Origin of the sequence: Streptomyces nodosus (assembly GCF_008704995.1) — a bacterium.
Taxonomy (GTDB): Bacteria; Actinomycetota; Actinomycetes; order Streptomycetales; family Streptomycetaceae; genus Streptomyces; species Streptomyces nodosus.
Genome location: NZ_CP023747.1, coordinates 4,918,207 through 4,935,849 on the forward strand (window position 1 = coordinate 4,918,207; position 17,643 = coordinate 4,935,849).

General features: G+C 73.1%; 12 protein-coding genes. 9 read left to right on the forward strand and 3 right to left on the reverse strand.

Annotated features, from left to right (window positions below; genetic code table 11):
- Positions 1-194: 194 nt before the first annotated feature.
- The 4 genes from CP978_RS22295 (at position 195) to nudC (ending at position 9,872) form a co-directional block, all read left to right on the forward strand.
- Entirely contained in the window at positions 195-3,512 is a 3,318-nt protein-coding gene (locus CP978_RS22295) for an ATP-dependent helicase (protein WP_079162254.1), read from the forward strand.
- A gap of 128 nt (positions 3,513-3,640) precedes the next feature.
- A complete protein-coding gene (locus tag CP978_RS22300; protein WP_079162255.1) occupies positions 3,641-7,327 on the forward strand; it encodes an ATP-dependent helicase in 3,687 nt (1,228 codons plus the stop codon).
- Between the two features lie 10 nt (positions 7,328-7,337).
- Entirely contained in the window at positions 7,338-8,759 is a 1,422-nt protein-coding gene (locus CP978_RS22305) for a dipeptidase (RefSeq protein ID WP_043449263.1), read from the forward strand.
- 171 nt (positions 8,760-8,930) lie between these two features.
- Positions 8,931-9,872, forward strand: a complete 942-nt coding sequence (gene nudC / locus CP978_RS22310; protein WP_043443685.1) for an NAD(+) diphosphatase — start codon at positions 8,931-8,933, stop codon at positions 9,870-9,872.
- A 72-nt stretch (positions 9,873-9,944) separates the two neighbouring features.
- Here the strand turns inward: nudC and CP978_RS22315 are convergent, their stop codons facing one another.
- Positions 9,945-10,202 (reverse strand): mycoredoxin, encoded by a 258-nt coding sequence (locus CP978_RS22315; protein WP_043443686.1) that lies wholly within the window; start codon positions 10,200-10,202, stop codon positions 9,945-9,947.
- A gap of 202 nt (positions 10,203-10,404) precedes the next feature.
- On the opposite strand from CP978_RS22315, the gene CP978_RS22320 reads away from it, so the two are divergent.
- From CP978_RS22320 to CP978_RS22335, 4 genes are all read left to right on the forward strand, one after another.
- A complete protein-coding gene (locus tag CP978_RS22320) occupies positions 10,405-12,600 on the forward strand; it encodes an ATP-dependent DNA helicase UvrD2 (RefSeq protein ID WP_174498662.1) in 2,196 nt (731 codons plus the stop codon).
- Positions 12,601-12,765: 165 nt separating this feature from the next.
- Positions 12,766-13,086 (forward strand): hypothetical protein, encoded by a 321-nt coding sequence (locus CP978_RS22325; protein ID WP_079162257.1) that lies wholly within the window; start codon positions 12,766-12,768, stop codon positions 13,084-13,086.
- Positions 13,087-13,260: 174 nt separating this feature from the next.
- Positions 13,261-13,629, forward strand: coding sequence for a WhiB family transcriptional regulator (locus tag CP978_RS22330; RefSeq protein ID WP_043443690.1), 369 nt, complete (start codon positions 13,261-13,263; stop codon positions 13,627-13,629).
- Positions 13,626-13,949 carry a hypothetical protein gene (locus CP978_RS22335; RefSeq protein WP_043443692.1) on the forward strand — a complete coding sequence of 108 codons (324 nt, stop codon included), beginning with the start codon at positions 13,626-13,628 and terminating at the stop codon, positions 13,947-13,949. The genes CP978_RS22330 and CP978_RS22335 overlap by 4 nt, the downstream gene beginning before the upstream one ends.
- Before the next feature lie 127 nt (positions 13,950-14,076).
- Here the strand turns inward: CP978_RS22335 and CP978_RS22340 are convergent, their stop codons facing one another.
- Entirely contained in the window at positions 14,077-15,510 is a 1,434-nt protein-coding gene (locus CP978_RS22340) for an ABC1 kinase family protein (protein ID WP_043443694.1), read from the reverse strand.
- Positions 15,503-16,720 (reverse strand): TOMM precursor leader peptide-binding protein, encoded by a 1,218-nt coding sequence (locus tag CP978_RS22345; protein ID WP_150478285.1) that lies wholly within the window; start codon positions 16,718-16,720, stop codon positions 15,503-15,505. The genes CP978_RS22340 and CP978_RS22345 overlap by 8 nt, the downstream gene beginning before the upstream one ends.
- A gap of 214 nt (positions 16,721-16,934) precedes the next feature.
- Between CP978_RS22345 and CP978_RS22350 the strand changes: the two genes are divergently transcribed.
- Positions 16,935-17,588: a M48 metallopeptidase family protein gene (locus CP978_RS22350; RefSeq protein ID WP_079162258.1), complete on the forward strand. Its 654-nt coding sequence runs from the start codon at positions 16,935-16,937 to the stop codon at positions 17,586-17,588.
- Positions 17,589-17,643: the final 55 nt, after the last annotated feature.

Consider the following 17,643-nt stretch of genomic DNA (forward strand, 5'->3'; position numbering starts at 1 on the left):
TCCCGGACCGGGCGAAGGCCCTGCTTCCGCGGCGTGTGCGGGCGTGGCGTCGACGGCCCGCGCACCGCTCATCGGGCGTCCGCCGCCCGTCGCGCGCGGTCCCCCGCGCACCCGTCGCCCCACCACCACTCCTCCACGACGGCGCCCCGCGCCGGAAACGACAGGCAGCACGACCACCAGGACCGGCGAACCACGTGAGCTCCTCTTTCCCCACCAGGCGCCTGCCGCACCCCCGGGTGCCGCAGGGGAGTCGTGGCGCTTACCGACTGGTACGTACCCCGCCCGTCCGGGTCGACCCCCCTCTGCTGGACGCGGCACAGCGCGCGGTGGTTGACCATTGCAACGGTCCGCTGCTCGTCCTCGCGGGCCCCGGCACCGGCAAGACCACCACGCTGGTCGAGTCCGTCGCCGCCCGGATCGCGCACGGCGGCGACCCGGAACGCATCCTGGTGCTGACCTTCAGCCGCAGGGCCGCCGTCGACCTCCGCGACCGGCTGGCCCGGCGCACCGGGGCGGCGCACGTCCCGCAGGCCACCACCTTCCACTCCTTCTGCTACGCCCTGATCCGCGCCCACCAGGACGGCGACCTCTTTCTCGAGCCGCTGCGGCTGCTGTCCGGTCCCGAGCAGGACGTGGCCGTACGCGAGCTGCTCGCCGGCCAGCCCGAACTGGAACGGCTCGGCCTGGCCCATGTGCGCTGGCCCGACGAGCTGCGGGCCTGCCTGACCACCCGCGGCTTCGCCGACGAGGTCCGCGCGGTGCTCGCCCGCAGCCGCGAACTCGGTCTCGGCCCGGACGCCCTGCGCCGGTTCGCCGAGCGCATCGGCCGCCCCGACTGGGAGGCCGCCTCCGCCTTCCTCGCCGAGTACCTGGACGTCCTCGACCTCCAGGGGGTCGTCGACTACGCGGAGCTGGTGCACCGCGCGGTGCTGCTGGCCCACCGCCCGGGGACCGCCGAGCGGCTGGCCGCCCGCTACGACGCGGTCTATGTGGACGAGTACCAGGACACCGACCCGGCACAGGTACGGCTGCTGGAGGCCCTCGCGGGCGGCGGCCGCACCCTGGTGGCCTTCGGCGACCCCGACCAGTCGATCTACGCCTTCCGGGGCGCCGACGTGGGCGGCATCCTGGACTTCCCGCACGCCTTCCCGGGGGCCGACGGCGCACCGGCGCGGGTGGAGGTCCTCACCACGTCCCGCCGCTCCGCCGCCGCCCTGCTGTCCGCCACCCGGCTGCTGACCCGGCGTATGCCGCTGACCCGGCTCCCGGCGCAGAAGGTGCGCGCCCACCGGGAACTCGCCGCCGTGCACGAGGGCGGCAGCGTCGAGGCGTACACCTATCCCACCCCCGGCACGGAACTGGACAACATCGCCGACATCCTGCGCCGGGCCCATCTGGAGGACGGCGTTCCCTGGGGAGAGATGGCCGTCCTGGTGCGCGCCGGATCCCGCATGATCCCCTCGGTCCGCCGTGCCCTGACCGCCGCCGGGGTCCCCCTGGACATCGACGGCGACGATCTGCCGCTGCGTCATGAACCGGCGGTGACCCCACTGCTCACGGCACTGCGCGCGGTGGCCCGAGCGGAGGCCGCGGGCACGGACGCCGGGCAGCGCGGAGGGCAGGGGACGGAACCGGAGCCCTGGCTCGGCACCGAGACCGCGCTCGCCCTGCTCACCTCCCCGCTGGCCGGCATGGACGCCGCCGATCTGCGCCGTCTGGGGCGTGCGCTGCGCGAGGAGGAACGGGCCGCCGGCAACCCCGTACCGCCCCCCTCCGACGAACTGCTGGCGCGCGCACTGGCCGAACCCGAACGGCTGGTGGCGCACGACCCGGCGTACGCGCGGGGAGCCCAGCGCCTCGGCGCCCTGCTCAGGAAGGCGCGGGAGCGGCTCGCGGGCGGGGGCACGGCCGAGGAGGCCCTGTGGGATCTGTGGGACGGCACCCCGTGGCCCGGACGGCTGGAGAGCCTCTCCCGGCGGGCGGGCGCGGCCGGACGCAACGCCGACCGGGACCTCGACGCCGTCTGCGCCCTGTTCGCCACCGCCGCCCGTGCGGAGGAACGCACCGGCGGCCGGGGCGCCCTCAACTTCCTGGAGGAGATCGAGGCCCAGGACATCGCCGCCGACACCCTCACCCGCCGGGCCGTGCGCCCCGACGCCGTACGTCTGATGACCGCGCACCGCTCCAAGGGCCTGCAGTGGCGTCTGGTCGTCGTCGCGGGCGTCCAGGAAGGGCTGTGGCCCGATCTGCGCCGCCGCGGTTCCCTGCTGGAGGCGGACCGCATCGGCCGCGACGGGCTCGCCGAGCCCCTTCCCCCGGGGGCCCTGCTGGCCGAGGAGCGACGCCTGTTCTATGTCGCCTGCACCCGCGCACGTGAACGACTGATCGTCACCGCCGTGCAGGCCCCCGCCGACGACGGCGACCAGCCCTCCCGCTTCCTCGCCGAACTCGGCGTCGAACCCAGGGACGTCACCGGCCGTCCGCGCCGCCCGCTGTCCGTCGCCGCGCTCGTCGCCGAACTGCGCGCCACGACCGTCGACCCGGACGCGTCCGACACCCTCAGGGAGGCCGCCGCCCACCGGCTGGCCCGGCTCGCCGCGCTCGCCGACGAGGACGGGCGGCCCCTGGTGCCGTCCGCGCACCCCTACCGCTGGTGGGGCATGTGGGACCCGACCGAGAGCAGGATGCCGCTGCGCGACCGCGACCAGCCCCTCGCGCTCTCCGGGAGCGCCCTCGACCAACTCGCGAACACCTGTGCGCTCCAGTGGTTCCTGGGCCGCGAGGTGAAGGCCGACGCTCCCGCGACCGCCGCCCAGGGCTTCGGCAATGTGATCCATGTCCTCGCCGACGAGGTGGCCTCCGGACGGACGCCCGCCGACCTCGCCGTCCTCATGGAGCGGCTCGATTCGGTGTGGAACGCGCTCGCCTTCGACGCGCCGTGGAAGTCCGAGCAGGAGAAGGACCACGCCCGCCTGGCGCTGGAACGCTTTCTGAAGTGGCATGTGCTGGACCGCGCCGGGCGGACACCGGTGGCCAGCGAGCACGACTTCGACGTCACCCTGGAGGCGGGCGGCCACCAGGTGCGCATCCGCGGCTCCATGGACCGCGTCGAGACGGACGCCGAGGGCCGCGCCTATGTGGTCGACTTCAAGACCGGCAAGCGGGCGCCCTCGGCCGCCGAGGTGGAACGCCATCCGCAGCTCGCCGTCTACCAGCTCGCCGTGCGCGAGGGCGCCGTCGACGAGGCGTTCGACGGCGCGCGCCCGGAACCGGGCGGCGCCGAACTCGTCCAGCTCCGGCAGGGGGCCGCCAAGAAGGAAGGCGGCGACGCCCTGCCCAAGGTGCAGGCCCAGGAACCCCTGACGGGCGAATGGGTCGGCGAGCTGCTGGCCACCGCCGCGGGCAAGGTCCTGGACGAGCGCTTCTCCCCGACCACCGGGCAGCACTGCACACACTGCGCGTTCCGCTCCTCGTGCAGCGCCCGGCCGGAGGGCCGCCATGTCGTGGAGTGACGGCACGGGCCGGCAGCAGGCGTGACCACCGCCGTGTGAGGCACGCACCACCCGTGCCGAGCTGCGCCGTCCCCGAGCGGAGCGGCCGGCCGGGGGCACTGTCGGTGCCCGCCGATAACCTCTGCGACATGGCCGCCCGTATCACCGAGCCCGAGCAGCTCAAGGAGCTCCTCGGCATCCCGTTCACCCCGGAGCAGACGGACTGCATCACCGCGCCGCCCGCCCCGCAGGTGATCGTGGCCGGAGCCGGGTCGGGCAAGACCACGGTGATGGCGGCCCGTGTGGTGTGGCTGGTCGGCACCGGACAGGTCGCCCCGGAGCAGGTGCTCGGCCTGACATTCACCAACAAGGCGGCCGGGGAGCTGGCCGAGCGCGTCCGCAAGGCCCTGGTCAAGGCCGGTGTCACCGACCCGGACGTGATCGACCCCGACAACCCGCCGGGCGAGCCGGTGATCTCCACCTATCACGCCTTCGCCGGCCGGCTGCTCACCGACCACGGCCTGCGCATCGGACTCGAACCGACCACCCGTCTGCTCGCCGACGCCACCCGCTACCAGCTCGCGGCACGCGTCCTGCGGGAGGCACCCGGCCCCTACCCCGCGCTGACCCGCTCCTTCTCCGACCTCGTCAGCGATCTCCTCGGCCTCGACTCCGAACTCTCCGAGCACCTCCTGCGGCCGGAGGAACTGCGGGCGTACGACGCCGGACTGCTGCACACCCTGGAAGGCGTCCGGCTGGGCAACGCCGACCTGCGCAGGGTCCCCGAGACGGCCGCCGCCCGGCGCGAGCTGGCCGAGCTGGCCGACCGCTACCGCGCGGCCAAACGGGAGCGCGACCTCCTCGACTTCGGCGACCAGATCGCCCTCTCGGCCGCCCTCGCCGGCCTGCCCGAGGTGGGCCGGATCCTGCGCGACGAGTTCCGCGTGGTGCTCCTCGACGAGTACCAGGACACCTCGGTGGCCCAGCGCGTCCTGCTCGCCGGACTGTTCGGCGGCGGCACCGGCCACCCGGTGACCGCCGTGGGCGACCCCTGTCAGGCGATCTACGGCTGGCGCGGTGCCTCCGTCGCCAACCTGGACGACTTCCCCGAGCACTTCCGGCACGCCGACGGCCGCCCCGCGAGCCGCCGGGCACTGAGCGAGAACCGCCGCAGCGGCGGCCGTCTCCTCGACCTCGCCAACGGCCTCGCCGAGCCGCTGCGTGCCCTGCACGCGGGCGTGGAGGCGCTGCGGCCCGCGCCCGGCGCCGAGCACGACGGGCGGGTCCGCTGCGCCCTGCTGCGCACCCACGCGGAGGAGACCGACTGGATCGCCGACTCCATCGCCCACCTCGTCCGCACCGGCACACCGCCCGGCGAGATCGCGGTCCTGTGCCGTACGGCCACCGACTTCCCGCAGATCCAGGGTGCCCTGGTGGCCCGCGACGTCCCGGTGGAGGTGGTGGGCCTGTCCGGGCTGCTCCATCTGCCCGAGGTCGCCGACCTGGTCGCCGTCTGCGAAGTGCTCCAGGACCCCGGCGCCAACGCCTCCCTGGTCCGGCTGCTCACCGGCCCCCGCTGGCGCATCGGACCCCGCGACCTGGCACTCCTGGGGCGGCGCGCCCGGCTCCTCGTGTCGCCCACCCACGCGGACGCCGACGACGATCCCGACCGCCGTCTCGCCGCCGCCGTCGAGGGCGTCGACCCCTCCGAGGTGATATCGCTCGCGGACGCCCTGGACACCTTTCTGGAACTGCCCTTCCAGGCCGCGCGGGAGGACGACGGGCTGCCCTTCTCACCCGCCGCCCGCGTACGGTTCGCGCGCCTCGCCACCGAACTGCGCGAGCTGCGCCGTTCCCTCGCCGACCCGCTGATGGACGTCCTGCACCGGGTCCTCGCCGTCACCGGTCTCGAGGTGGAACTGTCCGCCTCCCCGCACGCGCTGGCCGCCCGCCGCCGCGAGACCCTGTCGAACTTCCTGGACGTCGCCGCCTCGTTCGCCGCCGACGACGCGGACGCCCGACTTCTGGCCTTCCTCGGCTTTCTGCGCACCGCCGCCCAGTACGAGAAGGGCCTCGACAACGCCCTGCCCGGCGGCGAGAACACCGTCAAGGTGCTCACCGCGCACAAGTCCAAGGGCCTGGAGTGGGACGTCGTCGCCGTCCCCGGACTGGTCACCGGCACCTTCCCGAGCACCCAGGGCCGGGAGAAGTGGACCGCCCAGCCGAAGGTGCTGCCGCACGCCCTGCGCGGCGACGCCGACACCCTGCCCGACGTCGAGAGCTGGGACTCCCGGGGGCTGAAGTCCTTCCACGAGGCCATGAAGGAGCACCAGCACACCGAGGAGCTGCGCCTCGGCTATGTCACCTTCACCCGGCCCCGCTCCCTGCTGCTCGGCTCCGGCCACTGGTGGGGCCCCGCCCAGAAGCGCCCCCGCGGTCCCTCGGCCTTCCTCCAGGCCCTCCACGACCACTGCGCCGCCGGACACGGCGAGATCGAGGTCTGGGCCGAGGCGCCCGCCGAGGACGAGGAGAACCCGGCGCTGCACCAGGGCGCCGCCGACCTCGCCTGGCCGCTCCCGCTGGACGGGGCGGCACTCGCCCGCCGCCGGGAGGCCGCCAGGACCGTACTGGCCCGCCTCGACCGGGCCGCCTCGCACGACGGCGCCCGCCCCGCGATCCCCCTCGGCCTCTCGGGGGGCGACGACCCGGACTGGCCGGCCCCGCCGGACGACGCACCCGGCGAGGGCCTGCCCGACGGGGACTCCGCCGAGCGGCAGGTTCCCCACGACGAGCTCCCGGGAGACCCCTACGAAGGGGACCTGCCCGAAGAGGACCCCTTCGACGACGGTCCCTCCGAGGAGGACCTCTCCGACTGGGACTCCTGGAGCCCCAGGGCGACCGAACCGCCCGAACCGCCCGGGACGCCCGCTGCGGACGTACCCCTCGACCGGGCCGCCCCGGCCCTGCCGCACGCCCGTCGGCCCCCGTCGGACGACGCCGCCCCCGCGCTCACCCCGGAGGAGGCCCGCGCCGTGGCCTCCTGGGACCGCGATCTGGACGCCCTCGCCGGAGAGCTGCTGCGCGCCCGTGCGGACGTCACCGAGGTGCCCCTTCCGCAGTCGCTGACCGCGTCCCAGGTGGTGCGTCTGGCCGCCGACCCCGACGGGCTCGCACAGGAACTCGCGCGCCCCATGCCGCGCCCCCCGCAACCCGCGGCGCGTCGTGGCACCCGGTTCCACGCCTGGGTCGAGGCCCGCTTCGAGGAACTGCGGCTGCCGATGCTGGAGCCGGAGGAACTGCCCGGGAGCGACGCCGAGATCGCCGACGAACGCGACCTGGAGGCCCTCAAGGAAGCCTTCGAACGCACCCCCTACGCCCACCGCACCCCGTACCGCGTCGAGACCCCCTTCCAGCTCGCCGTCGCGGGACGCGTGGTGCGCGGCCGCATCGACGCGGTCTACCGCACGGACGACGGCCGGGGGACCAACTACGAGATCGTCGACTGGAAGACCGGCCGCACCCGCAGCGGCGACCCGCTCCAGCTCGCCCTGTACCGGCTCGCCTGGGCCGAGCAGCAGGGGGTGCCCCTGGAGAGCGTCGGGGCCGTGTTCCTCTACGTCCGCAGCGGGGAGACCGTACGCCCCGAGGGACTGCCGGACCGGGCCGCACTGGAGCGGCTGCTGTCGGCGGAGCCCGTCGGCATGGAAGCCGCGGTGCCGTCCGGGGAGGAAGCCGCCGGGGTCTCCGGCGAGGAGGCGTCCGAGCCTTCGGGCGGGGAAGCGTCCGGGCCCTTCGGAGCGGAAGCGGCGGAGCACGAGGGTGGCGCGGGCCGATAGGCTCGTGACCATGAGCGAGACCCCGGACAATGCCGTCCGTACGTACATCGACCGCCATCGCGCGGCCTTCCTCGACGACCTCGTGGACTGGCTGCGCATTCCGTCGGTGTCCGCCCAGCCCGGGCATGCGGCGGACGTGCGGCGCAGCGCCGAGTGGCTCGCGGCCAAGCTCGGGGAGACCGGCTTCCCCACCGTCGAGGTGTGGTCCACCGACGGCGCCCCCGCGGTCTTCGCCGAGTGGCCCGCGGAGGACCCCTCGGCGCCCACCGTCCTCGTCTACGGTCACCATGATGTCCAGCCCGCCGCGCGCGAGGACGGCTGGGACAGCGAGCCCTTCGAGCCGGTGATCCGTGACGGCCGCCTCTATGCGCGCGGGGCCGCCGACGACAAGGGCCAGGTGTTCTTCCACACACTCGGGGTCCGCGCCCACCTCGCCGCCACCGGCCGTGCCGCCCCGGCCGTGACGCTGAAGCTGCTGGTCGAGGGCGAGGAGGAGTCAGGCTCCCCGCACTTCCGGGCGCTCGTCGAGGAGCACGCGGACCGGCTGGCCGCCGACGTCGTGATCGTCTCGGACACCGGTATGTGGTCCGAGGACACCCCCACCGTGTGCACCGGCATGCGCGGTCTCGCCGAATGCGAGATCACCCTGCACGGGCCGGAACAGGACATCCACTCCGGTTCCTTCGGCGGCGCCGTGCCCAACCCCGTCACCGAGGCCGCCCGGCTGGTCGCCGCCCTGCACGACGAGCAGGCGCGGGTGGCGGTCCCCGGCTTCTACGACGGGGTCGTCGAGCTCTCCGACCGCGAACGCGCGCTGTTCGCGGAGCTGCCCTTCGACGAGGAGCAGTGGCTGCGGACCGCCAGGTCCACCGCCACCCGGGGCGAGGCCGGCCACACCACCCTGGAGCGGATCTGGGCCCGGCCCACCGCCGAGGTCAACGGCATGGGCGGCGGCTACCAGGGGCCCGGCAGCAAGACGATCATCCCGTCCTCCGCCACGGTCAAGCTCTCCTTCCGGCTCGTCGCCGGCCAGGACCCCGACCACATCGAGAAGGCCGTGCGGTCCTGGGCCGCCGACCGGCTGCCCGCCGGGATCCGGCACGAGATCACCTTCGGCGCCGCCACCCGGCCCTGTCTGACGCCGCTGGAGCACCCCGCCCTGCAGTCCCTGGTGCGCGCCATGGGCCGCGCCTTCCAACAGCCCGTCCGCTTCACCCGCGAGGGCGGCTCCGGTCCCGCCGCCGACCTCCAGGACGTGCTCGGCGCACCCGTTCTGTTCCTCGGCATCTCCGTGCCGTCCGACGGCTGGCACGCCCCCGACGAGAAGGTCGAGCTCGATCTGCTCCTCAAGGGCGTCGAGACCGCCGCCTATCTGTGGGGCGAGCTGGGCGACCTGCGTGACCCGGCGGAGAGCCGGCGCCATGCGCCCTGACGATCCCGAGGGCCGGACGACCGGCCGGGCCGGCCCCCGGGCGCGGCACACTGGTGGAGGCACCCCGCGCGCCCAGGGTCCGCCGGAGCCGGTCCCCTCCCGCCGCACATCCAGCTGAACGCTGAACCGCACGCCGAAAACGCCGTTTTACCGGGGGAGTTGGAAGCACCCGTGACCACCTGGACCGACCACACCGCCGACCGTCCCATCTCGCTCACCGCCCCGAGCGGCATCGACCGTGCCGCCCACCACCGGCTCGACGAGGCATGGCTCGCCGCGGCGTGGAGTCATCCGACGACCCGCTGCTTCGTCGTCTCCGGCGGCCAGGTCCTCATCGACGAGGGGCCCGACGGGCGGACCGAGCTGGTCATGACCCCCTCCTTCGAGGCGCCGCTCACCGAGGCCCACCGCTACTTCCTGGGCACCGACGAGGACGGCGTCAGCTACTTCGCCCTCCAGAAGGACAGCCTCCCGGGGCGCATGGACCAGTCCGCGCGACCGGCGGGCCTGCGCGCGGCCGGCATGCTGCTGTCCCCGCGCGACGCCGGCCTGCTGGTGCATGCGGTCGCCCTGGAGAACTGGCAGCGCATGCACCGGTTCTGCTCGCGCTGCGGCGAACGCACGGTCATCGCGGCCGCCGGACACATCCGCCGCTGCCCGGCCTGCGGTGCCGAGCACTATCCGCGCACCGACCCCGCGGTGATCATGGCCGTCACCGACGACCAGGACCGGATCCTGCTCGGCCGCCAGGTGCACTGGCCCGAGGGCCGCTTCTCGACGCTCGCCGGTTTCGTGGAACCGGGGGAGTCCATCGAGCAGGCGGTGCGCCGCGAGGTCTTCGAGGAGGCGGGCGTCCACGTCGGCGAGGTCGAGTACATCGCCAGCCAGCCCTGGCCCTTCCCGTCCAGCCTGATGCTGGGCTTCCTCGCCCGGGCCACCTCCACCGAGATCGATGTGGACGGCGAGGAGATCCACGAGGCCCGCTGGTTCTCCCGCGAGGACCTGGGTGACGCCTTCGAGTCCGGTGAGGTCCTGCCCCCGTACGGCATCTCCATCGCCGCCCGCCTGATCGAACTGTGGTACGGCAAGCCCCTGCCGACGAGGAGCGTCTGACCCCGCGGACACGAAACCCCCGACCGGCCACTGCTCGGGTGCGGTGGCCGCCGGGGGTCGCGCCGGCGCGGGTCAGGCGCCGAGGGCCTGCTTCACCTGGGCGAGGCTCGGGTTGGTCATCACGACCTCGGCACCGCCCGCGGTGGGAACCACCCGGACCGTGGGGACGGTCTGGTTTCCGCCGTTGGCCTTCTCGACGAACGCCGCGGAGTCCGGGTCCTGCTCGATGTTGATCTCGTTGTACGTGATGCCCTCACGGTCCAGCTGGCCCTTCAGCCGACGGCAGTAGCCGCACCACGTGGTGCTGTACATCGTCACAGTGCCCGGCATATCGGTCGCGCTCCTTCACGGCTCGGATGGTGTGCTCGCTGAGGAGCAACATAGGTGAACGTTTCACCATTCCCGCCTCGGGCCCCTGCCGCCCCGGCGTACCGCCCCTCGGCGGCCCGCTGCCGGTGCGACGGTACGACCACACCTGTCTCCCTGTGGACAACCGTCCCAGCCTCATCCGGCGACCTGGCAGCATGGCGGGGTGACAGCAGCAACGCATTCCACCCTCTTCCCGGGAGCCCCGTCGGCCGACGCGGTGCTCGAAGGGCTCGACCCCGAGCAGCGCGCGGTGGCGACCGCCCTGCACGGTCCGGTGTGCGTACTGGCGGGCGCCGGCACCGGCAAGACGCGGGCCATCACCCACCGCATCGCCTACGGGGTCCGTGCCGGCATCCTCCAGCCCTCCGGTGTGCTCGCCGTCACCTTCACCAACCGTGCCGCGGGCGAGATGCGCGGCCGCCTCCGCCAACTCGGTGCCGCCGGTGTCCAGGCCCGCACCTTCCACTCCGCCGCCCTGCGCCAGCTCCAGTACTTCTGGCCGAAGGCCGTCGGCGGGAGCCTCCCCAGAATCATCGACCGCAAGATCCCGATCGTCGCGGACGCGGCCGCCGCCTGCCGCATCCGCCTCGACCGCAACGAACTGCGGGATGTGACCGCCGAGATCGAATGGTCCAAGGTCACCCAGACCGTCCCCGCCGACTACGCCGCCGCGGCCGCGAAGACGGGCCGCGAAGCCCCCCGGGACCCCGCCGAGATCGCCCAGCTCTACGCCGCCTACGAAGACCTCAAGCGGGACCGCGCCGTCATCGACTTCGAGGACGTCCTGCTGCTCACCGTCGGCATCCTCCAGGACCGGCACGACATCGCGGCCGAGGTCCGCTCCCAGTACCGGCACTTCGTCGTCGACGAGTACCAGGACGTCAGCCCGCTCCAGCAGCGACTCCTCGAACTGTGGCTCGGCGACCGCGACAGCCTCTGTGTGGTCGGCGACGCCAGCCAGACCATCTACTCCTTCACCGGTGCCACCCCCGACCATCTCCTCGACTTCCGCATCCGCCACCCCGGAGCCACCGTCGTCAAACTCGTCCGGGACTACCGCTCCTCGCCCCAGGTCGTGCGCCTCGCCAACGGCCTCCTCGCCCAGGCCCGAGGCCGTGCCGCCGACCACCGCCTCGAACTGGTCTCCCAGCGTGACCCGGGCCCCGAACCCCTCTACACCGAGTACGCCGACGAACCCACCGAGGCCGAGGGCGCCGCCCGCCGCATCCGCGATCTGCTCGCCGCCGGACTGCCGCCTGCCGAGATCGCGGTCCTGTTCCGCACCAACTCCCAGTCCGAGATCTACGAGCAGGCCCTCGCGGACGCCGGCATCCCCTATCAGCTGCGCGGCGCCGAACGGTTCTTCGACCGCCCGGAGGTGCGCAAGGCCGGCATCGCCCTGCGCGGTGCCGCCCGCTTCGGCGCCAATGACTCCCTCCTGGACGGAGCGGTCGACCTGCCCTCCCAGGTGCGCGCCGTCCTCTCCGGCGAAGGCTGGACATCCACACCCCCCGCGGGGTCCGGAGCCGTCAGGGAGCGATGGGAGTCCCTGGCCGCCCTGGTGAACCTCGCCCAGGACTTCGCCGCGGCCAGACCGGACGCCACCCTCGCCGACCTCGTCACCGAACTGGACGAGCGGGCCAACGCCCAGCACGCGCCGACCGTCCAGGGCGTGACCCTGGCCTCGCTGCACTCCGCCAAGGGCCTGGAATGGGACGCCGTCTTCGTCGTCGGGGTGGCCGAGGGCATGATGCCGATCACCTACGCCAAGACGGACGAGCAGATCGAGGAGGAACGCCGGCTGCTCTATGTCGGTGTCACCCGTGCCAGGGAACACCTCCACATCTCCTGGGCGCTCTCCCGGTCGCCCGGCGGCCGGCCCGGCCGGCGCCCCAGCCGCTTCCTGGACGGACTGCGGCCCGGTTCCTCCGGGGCCCAGGGCCGTGCCGCCGCCGCGGGCATCGGAGGAATCGAACGGGGCTTCAGCACCATCGGCACGGCGGCCGTCCCGCGCCGCGCCGACCGGACCCCGGCTCGCTGCCGGGTCTGCGGGCGCACACTGTCCGACGCCGGTGAGATGAAGCTGATGCGCTGCGACGGCTGTCCCTCCGACATGGACGAGGGCCTCTATGAGCGGCTGCGCGCCTGGCGGACGGTGCAGGCGCACCGCAGCGGGCAGCCCGCCTTCTGTGTGTTCACCGACCGCACCTTGGTCGCGATCGCCGAGGCGGTGCCGGAGGACGCGGGCGAACTGACCCGCATCCCGGGGGTCGGTGTCCGCAAGCTCAACCGCTACGGGGCGGATGTTCTGGCCATCTGCGCAGGCCAGGACCTCGCCGAAGAGGACCGGGACGACTGATGCCAACTCGTCGAAAAAATAGTTTGCGCATGCCCCGGGAATCCCCATAGGTTCTTAGACACGGAAGCAGCGGCCTTCTCCGAGGCCCTGGTTCCGTGCTGTACTTGTCTGTCAGCCGGACCGGTTCACGCCCGTCCCCCTAGACGCCGAGAGGAGGCGATTGAAGTGATCAGCATCGAGACCAGCTCCATCCACACCGTCAAAATGACCGGTCGCTCGGTCGTCGCCTCGTGCATGCTCGGCGTCTCCAACCCGGGCAGCGGTGTGTCCGGCATCCGTGCCATCCGTCCTGAGTCCTCCCTCGCTCCCGCGGGTCTTCCCGTCCGTGAGCGTGATGAGCGACCGACCAAGGCACTGGAAGCAGTAGTGGCACAGGCAGAGGCCTATGCCTTTGCGGCAGCCGGTGCCGGAGTCCGGAAGCAGACGACGCAGCACCACCTGATGTGGGCCTTCCGTGGGCCAGAACCCTGGAGTGATCCAGCCTGATCGTCGATCAGGCCGGCGCCTTCAGGGCCGCGGAACCCCATCAGGGATCCGCGGCCCTTCTGTTTTCCCCGAACGGGGACGACGGAGCGAAGGGGCCCCGGGACAAGAAACACCCGGTACCAAGCCGACATCCGGTCCTACAGGGCCGGAACGACCAGACGAGGAAGACGAACCGTGCAACTCGAAGCGCACGCCCCGTCCGCACCGCCTTCCGAAACGATCTCCCCGCCCGGCTTCACGGAGGACTCCACCTTGACCCCCCTGACCGCGCTCACCGCGCTCGACGACGCCATCGAGAACCTCGGCGTGCCCGTCCCCTGCCGCTCCTTCGACCCGGAGGTCTTCTTCGCGGAGTCGCCCGCGGACGTCGAGTACGCCAAGTCCCTCTGCCGCACCTGCCCGCTGATGGAGGCCTGCCTCGCCGGCGCCAAGGAGCGGCGTGAGCCCTGGGGCGTCTGGGGTGGCGAGCTCTTCGTCCAGGGCGTCGTCGTCGCCCGGAAGCGGCCCCGTGGCCGCCCGCGCAAGAACCCGGTCACAGCATGAACACCGCAGGCACCATCGACCGTCCCCTCACGCACGATCCCAAGAAGCAGGCCCCGATGAAGCCGTCCACGAGCGAGCCCACAGGCTCCGTGATCCCAGATTTCACCTCGACCGGCGCGAACGCCTCGCGTCAGAACAGGACCCGCGAGATGCAACTCATCCCAGAAGCCCTGGCACGCGCGCATATGCAGGATCGAAGGCGTGATGCCGAGCGGGAACGCCAGGCCGCGCGCCTGGTGATCGCCCGCCGGATGCAGCGCCGGGCCGAGCGCGCCTCGCTGCGCGCCCGCCGCGCCCTCGCCATGGCCGTCATGCAGTAGGCCGACCTCGGCAGTCGGTACCCGGAACACTCGCGGGGTCCGGTCCGGAGGGACCGGACCCCGCGCTGCGTGGTGAGAGCGCCGCGTCAGACCGGTGGCGGCGACGCCACCGGGGCGACGGCCCGGCTCATGCCTCCGCCGCCGGTTCCTCCGTGGTGGGTTCCGCCGCGGTCGGTTCCTCGGCCGCTGGTTCCGCCGCCTGCTCCTCGGCCGCCGTCTCCTCTTCCGGCAGAAAGCCCGGCAGCCACTCCTCCAGCTCGTCGCGCAGACGGACCGTCGCGCCCAACTGGCACAGCACCCCGATGGTGCTCAGGGTCACCCGGTGTATCAGGAGGTACGAGGGCGGCAGGTTCAGCCGTTTGCCCAGCTGGTAGGCGGGGGAGCGGGGGTCGGCCACACGGGCCGCCTGGCTGCGCATCCAGCTGCGGCTGAAGGTGAACTCATCGGCCTGGGCGGGCTCGATGATCGGGAGAAGATAGTCGAGGACCGCTTCGGGGTCGAGTTCGACGGACTCCTTCACAAACCCCTCGGCGCCGAGAAGTTCATAGACCGACCGGGCGTCGCTCTCCAGCGCCAGCCGCAGGGAGCGTCCGATCGGGGCCGGCAGCCCGCCGGGCAGACGGTCGACCGTGCCGAAGTCGAGCACCCCGAGACGCCAGTTCTCCGGGTCGGCGCCGTCACCGGAGCCGGGCAGCAGGCGGAAGTTGCCCGGGTGCGGGTCGGCGTGCAGCAGACCCGTGCGGGCGGGGCCCGAGAAGAGGAAGCGGGCCAGCACCTGGCCGGCGCGGTTGCGCTGTTCCTCGGTGCCTTCGGCGATCACCTCCGCCAGTGGTATGCCGTCGACCCACTCGGTCACTAGGACCTGGTCGCACTGGTGTACTACCGCTGGCACCATGACGTCCGGATCGCCCGCGAACTCCTCCGCATGCGCCTGCTGTGCCTCCGCCTCAAGGCCGTAGTCCAGCTCCTCCGCGACCCGGTCGCGCAGCTCCGCGATCAGCGGCTTGACGTCGATGCCCGGGATCAGAGGACCCAAGAGACGGGCAAAGCGGCTCAATTGCCCCAAATCGGAGAGCAGTGCCTCGCCCGCGCCCGGGTACTGCACCTTGATCGCGACCTCGCGGCCGTCGTGCCAGACCCCCCGGTGCACCTGGCCGATCGAGGCCGCCGCCGCGGGCTTGTCCTCGAACTCCAGGAACAGCTCGTGCCAGTCGTCCCCCAGATGCTGCTCCAGCACGTCGTGCACCGTGCTGGTCGGCATCGGCGGGGCTGCCTCCTGGAGTTTGGTCAGCGCGGCGCGGTAGGGCCCGGCGACCTCCTCGGGAAGCGCCGACTCGAAGACGGACAGGGCCTGCCCGAACTTCATCGCGCCGCCCTTCAGCTCCCCGAGCACTTTGAACAACTGTTCGGCTGTGCGCTGTTGGAGCTCGCGGCCGACGATCTCCGCGGACTCGCCGACGATCCGTTTGCCGAGGCCCCAGGTCGCGCGGCCGGCGAAGCCGAGCGGGAGCGCGGCGAGCTTGGCGGTCCGGGTGACCGCCTTCCGGGGAAGATCAGACATGCGCCCTCCAAGTCCCGGACAGCCGCGCCGCGTGTGTCGTGCTCGACAGGTTCTCCGACGGCCGTCGCTCCGCCATTGTCTCGTGACCCGCCCCGTCCTCCGGGATGTGTTCTTCCTTACCTTTCTCCGCCGCCCCGCAATCGCACGCCGGATGGACCCACACCGGTCGTGCGTGCCAGTCGAGCCGGGGCACGGACGCCTCCCAGCGCGCACCCGCGCTGGAGGGCGTGTCGCCGTCCAGAAAGGCGAGCGCGTGTCCGGCGGCGACCCCCGCGACGGCGCTCGCCAGAGCGAGGTCGCACGCCTGGACCCGGGGCGGGCGCCCGGAGCGCCACTGGGCGACCAGACGCGGCCAGGTCTCGTCTCGCTCGGCACGCCCCCGGTCGAGGCATCCCGCGCAGCCGGTGTCCCCGGGGAGCACGAACGGGCCGACGATCCCCGTGCCCTCCGCGACACCGGCGTACAGATGGGGAGTGCCGCCGGCGATCAGGGGCTCGGCGGCGAACGGATCGGGCGCATGGACGTCCACTCCGTCGCGTGGGGCGAGGATCACCAGGGAGAAGGGCAGGTCCGCGTGGCGGGTGCGCCGCGAGGCGCGCTGCCGGCGCGGTGGCCGGTCCGGAGCGGCGGCCCGCACCGCGCGGCGGGCCGCCTCCTCCCGGCGCTCGCCGACGGAGTCCGCCGGCAGTCCGCCCGGTGCCACGTCCCACGGTTCCACGCGGCCGGTGTCACGGACCTCGACCTCGCCGACACCGGCGCCCGCCAGCAGCGAGGCCAGGACCACTCCCACCCGTCCCGCGCCGCGGATCTGGACTCTCGAAGAACGGCGGGCGGCCAGACGACGGACGGGCTCCCCCGGTCCGCGGGCGACCAGCGACAGCGAGGCCAGATCGGGACGGAGACGGTCCATCACGGCGGCCTTGGCGCGCAGGGCCTCGGCCCCCGGTCCGCCGCCCGTCGCGTCGTCGAGCAGTCCCGCGCCGGACAGGCTCTCCACGAGCGCGTCGACATGTCCGTCGGGCAGGCCCGTGCGGCGGGCCTCCTCCCGCAGCAGCGGCAGTCCGCGAGTCCCGTCGAGCAGGGGGAGGAAGCTCCCCGTCGCGGTGTCCACCGGACCCAGCACCATCGCGTGTGCGGGTGCCATCCCGAACTGCACGGTGTTCAGATCGCGCCAGCCGCGCCGCAGCGCGGGCTTCATCATCGGATGCATGACCGGTCCCCGTCGTCCGTAGTACGTCCCCGTGTGCCGGCGGAAGGTGTGGTCCGCCGACGCATGTCAGCATGCCGGTACGGGCAGAGGAGGCGCCGAAAGTTGTCCACAGGCCGGGACATCGGTCGTATGAGCCGATCGCAGGGGGTGCGGATCGGCGCGGATCCGTTCCGGAGGCGGGACTTCCGCCGTGGTCAGCGGGTAACGTCGGTGCGTGCCCGCCGACCCACTGCACAGCGCCGGACAGCCACAGCGCAGCACGACGAGCCAGCCGACCCCCGGCTCGCGGACGAGCGCGATCGAAGTACGCAGAAGTGCGCGACGCCGCAGAACGGTCTCCGCGTACCGTGAGGGCGATCGCACCGTGGTGCTGATCCCCGCCCGGATGTCCGAGGCGGAGGAGCAGCGCTGGGTGACCGTCATGCTCGACAAGCTGGCCGCCCAGGAGAACAAGCGGGTCATCGGCGACGCGCAGCTGGCCGAGCGCGCCGAGCGGCTGTCGGCGGAGTACTTCGAGGGCCAGGCGCGGCCCACCTCGGTGCGCTGGGTCACCAACCAGAACACCCGCTGGGGCTCCTGCACCCCGTCCGAGGGCAGCATCCGGCTGTCGCACCGGTTGCAGGGGATGCCCGAGTACGTCGTCGACTATGTGCTGCTGCACGAGCTCGCGCATCTGCTGGTGCCCGGACACGGGCCGCGCTTCTGGCGGTTGCTCGAAGCGTATCCGCGTACCGAACGGGCCCGCGGCTACCTCGAAGGAGTGGTCGCGGCCGAGCGGTTGCCGCATCAGCCCGCGCCCGCCGAGGAACAGGGCCACGGCGCGGACCCGGACATGCCCCCGCCGGCCGCGGGCCCGCACGCCGGGTGAGGCCGTGGCCGCAGGCGGAGGCGGTTGTGTAGCGGATCTGTACCGACTTCGTCCG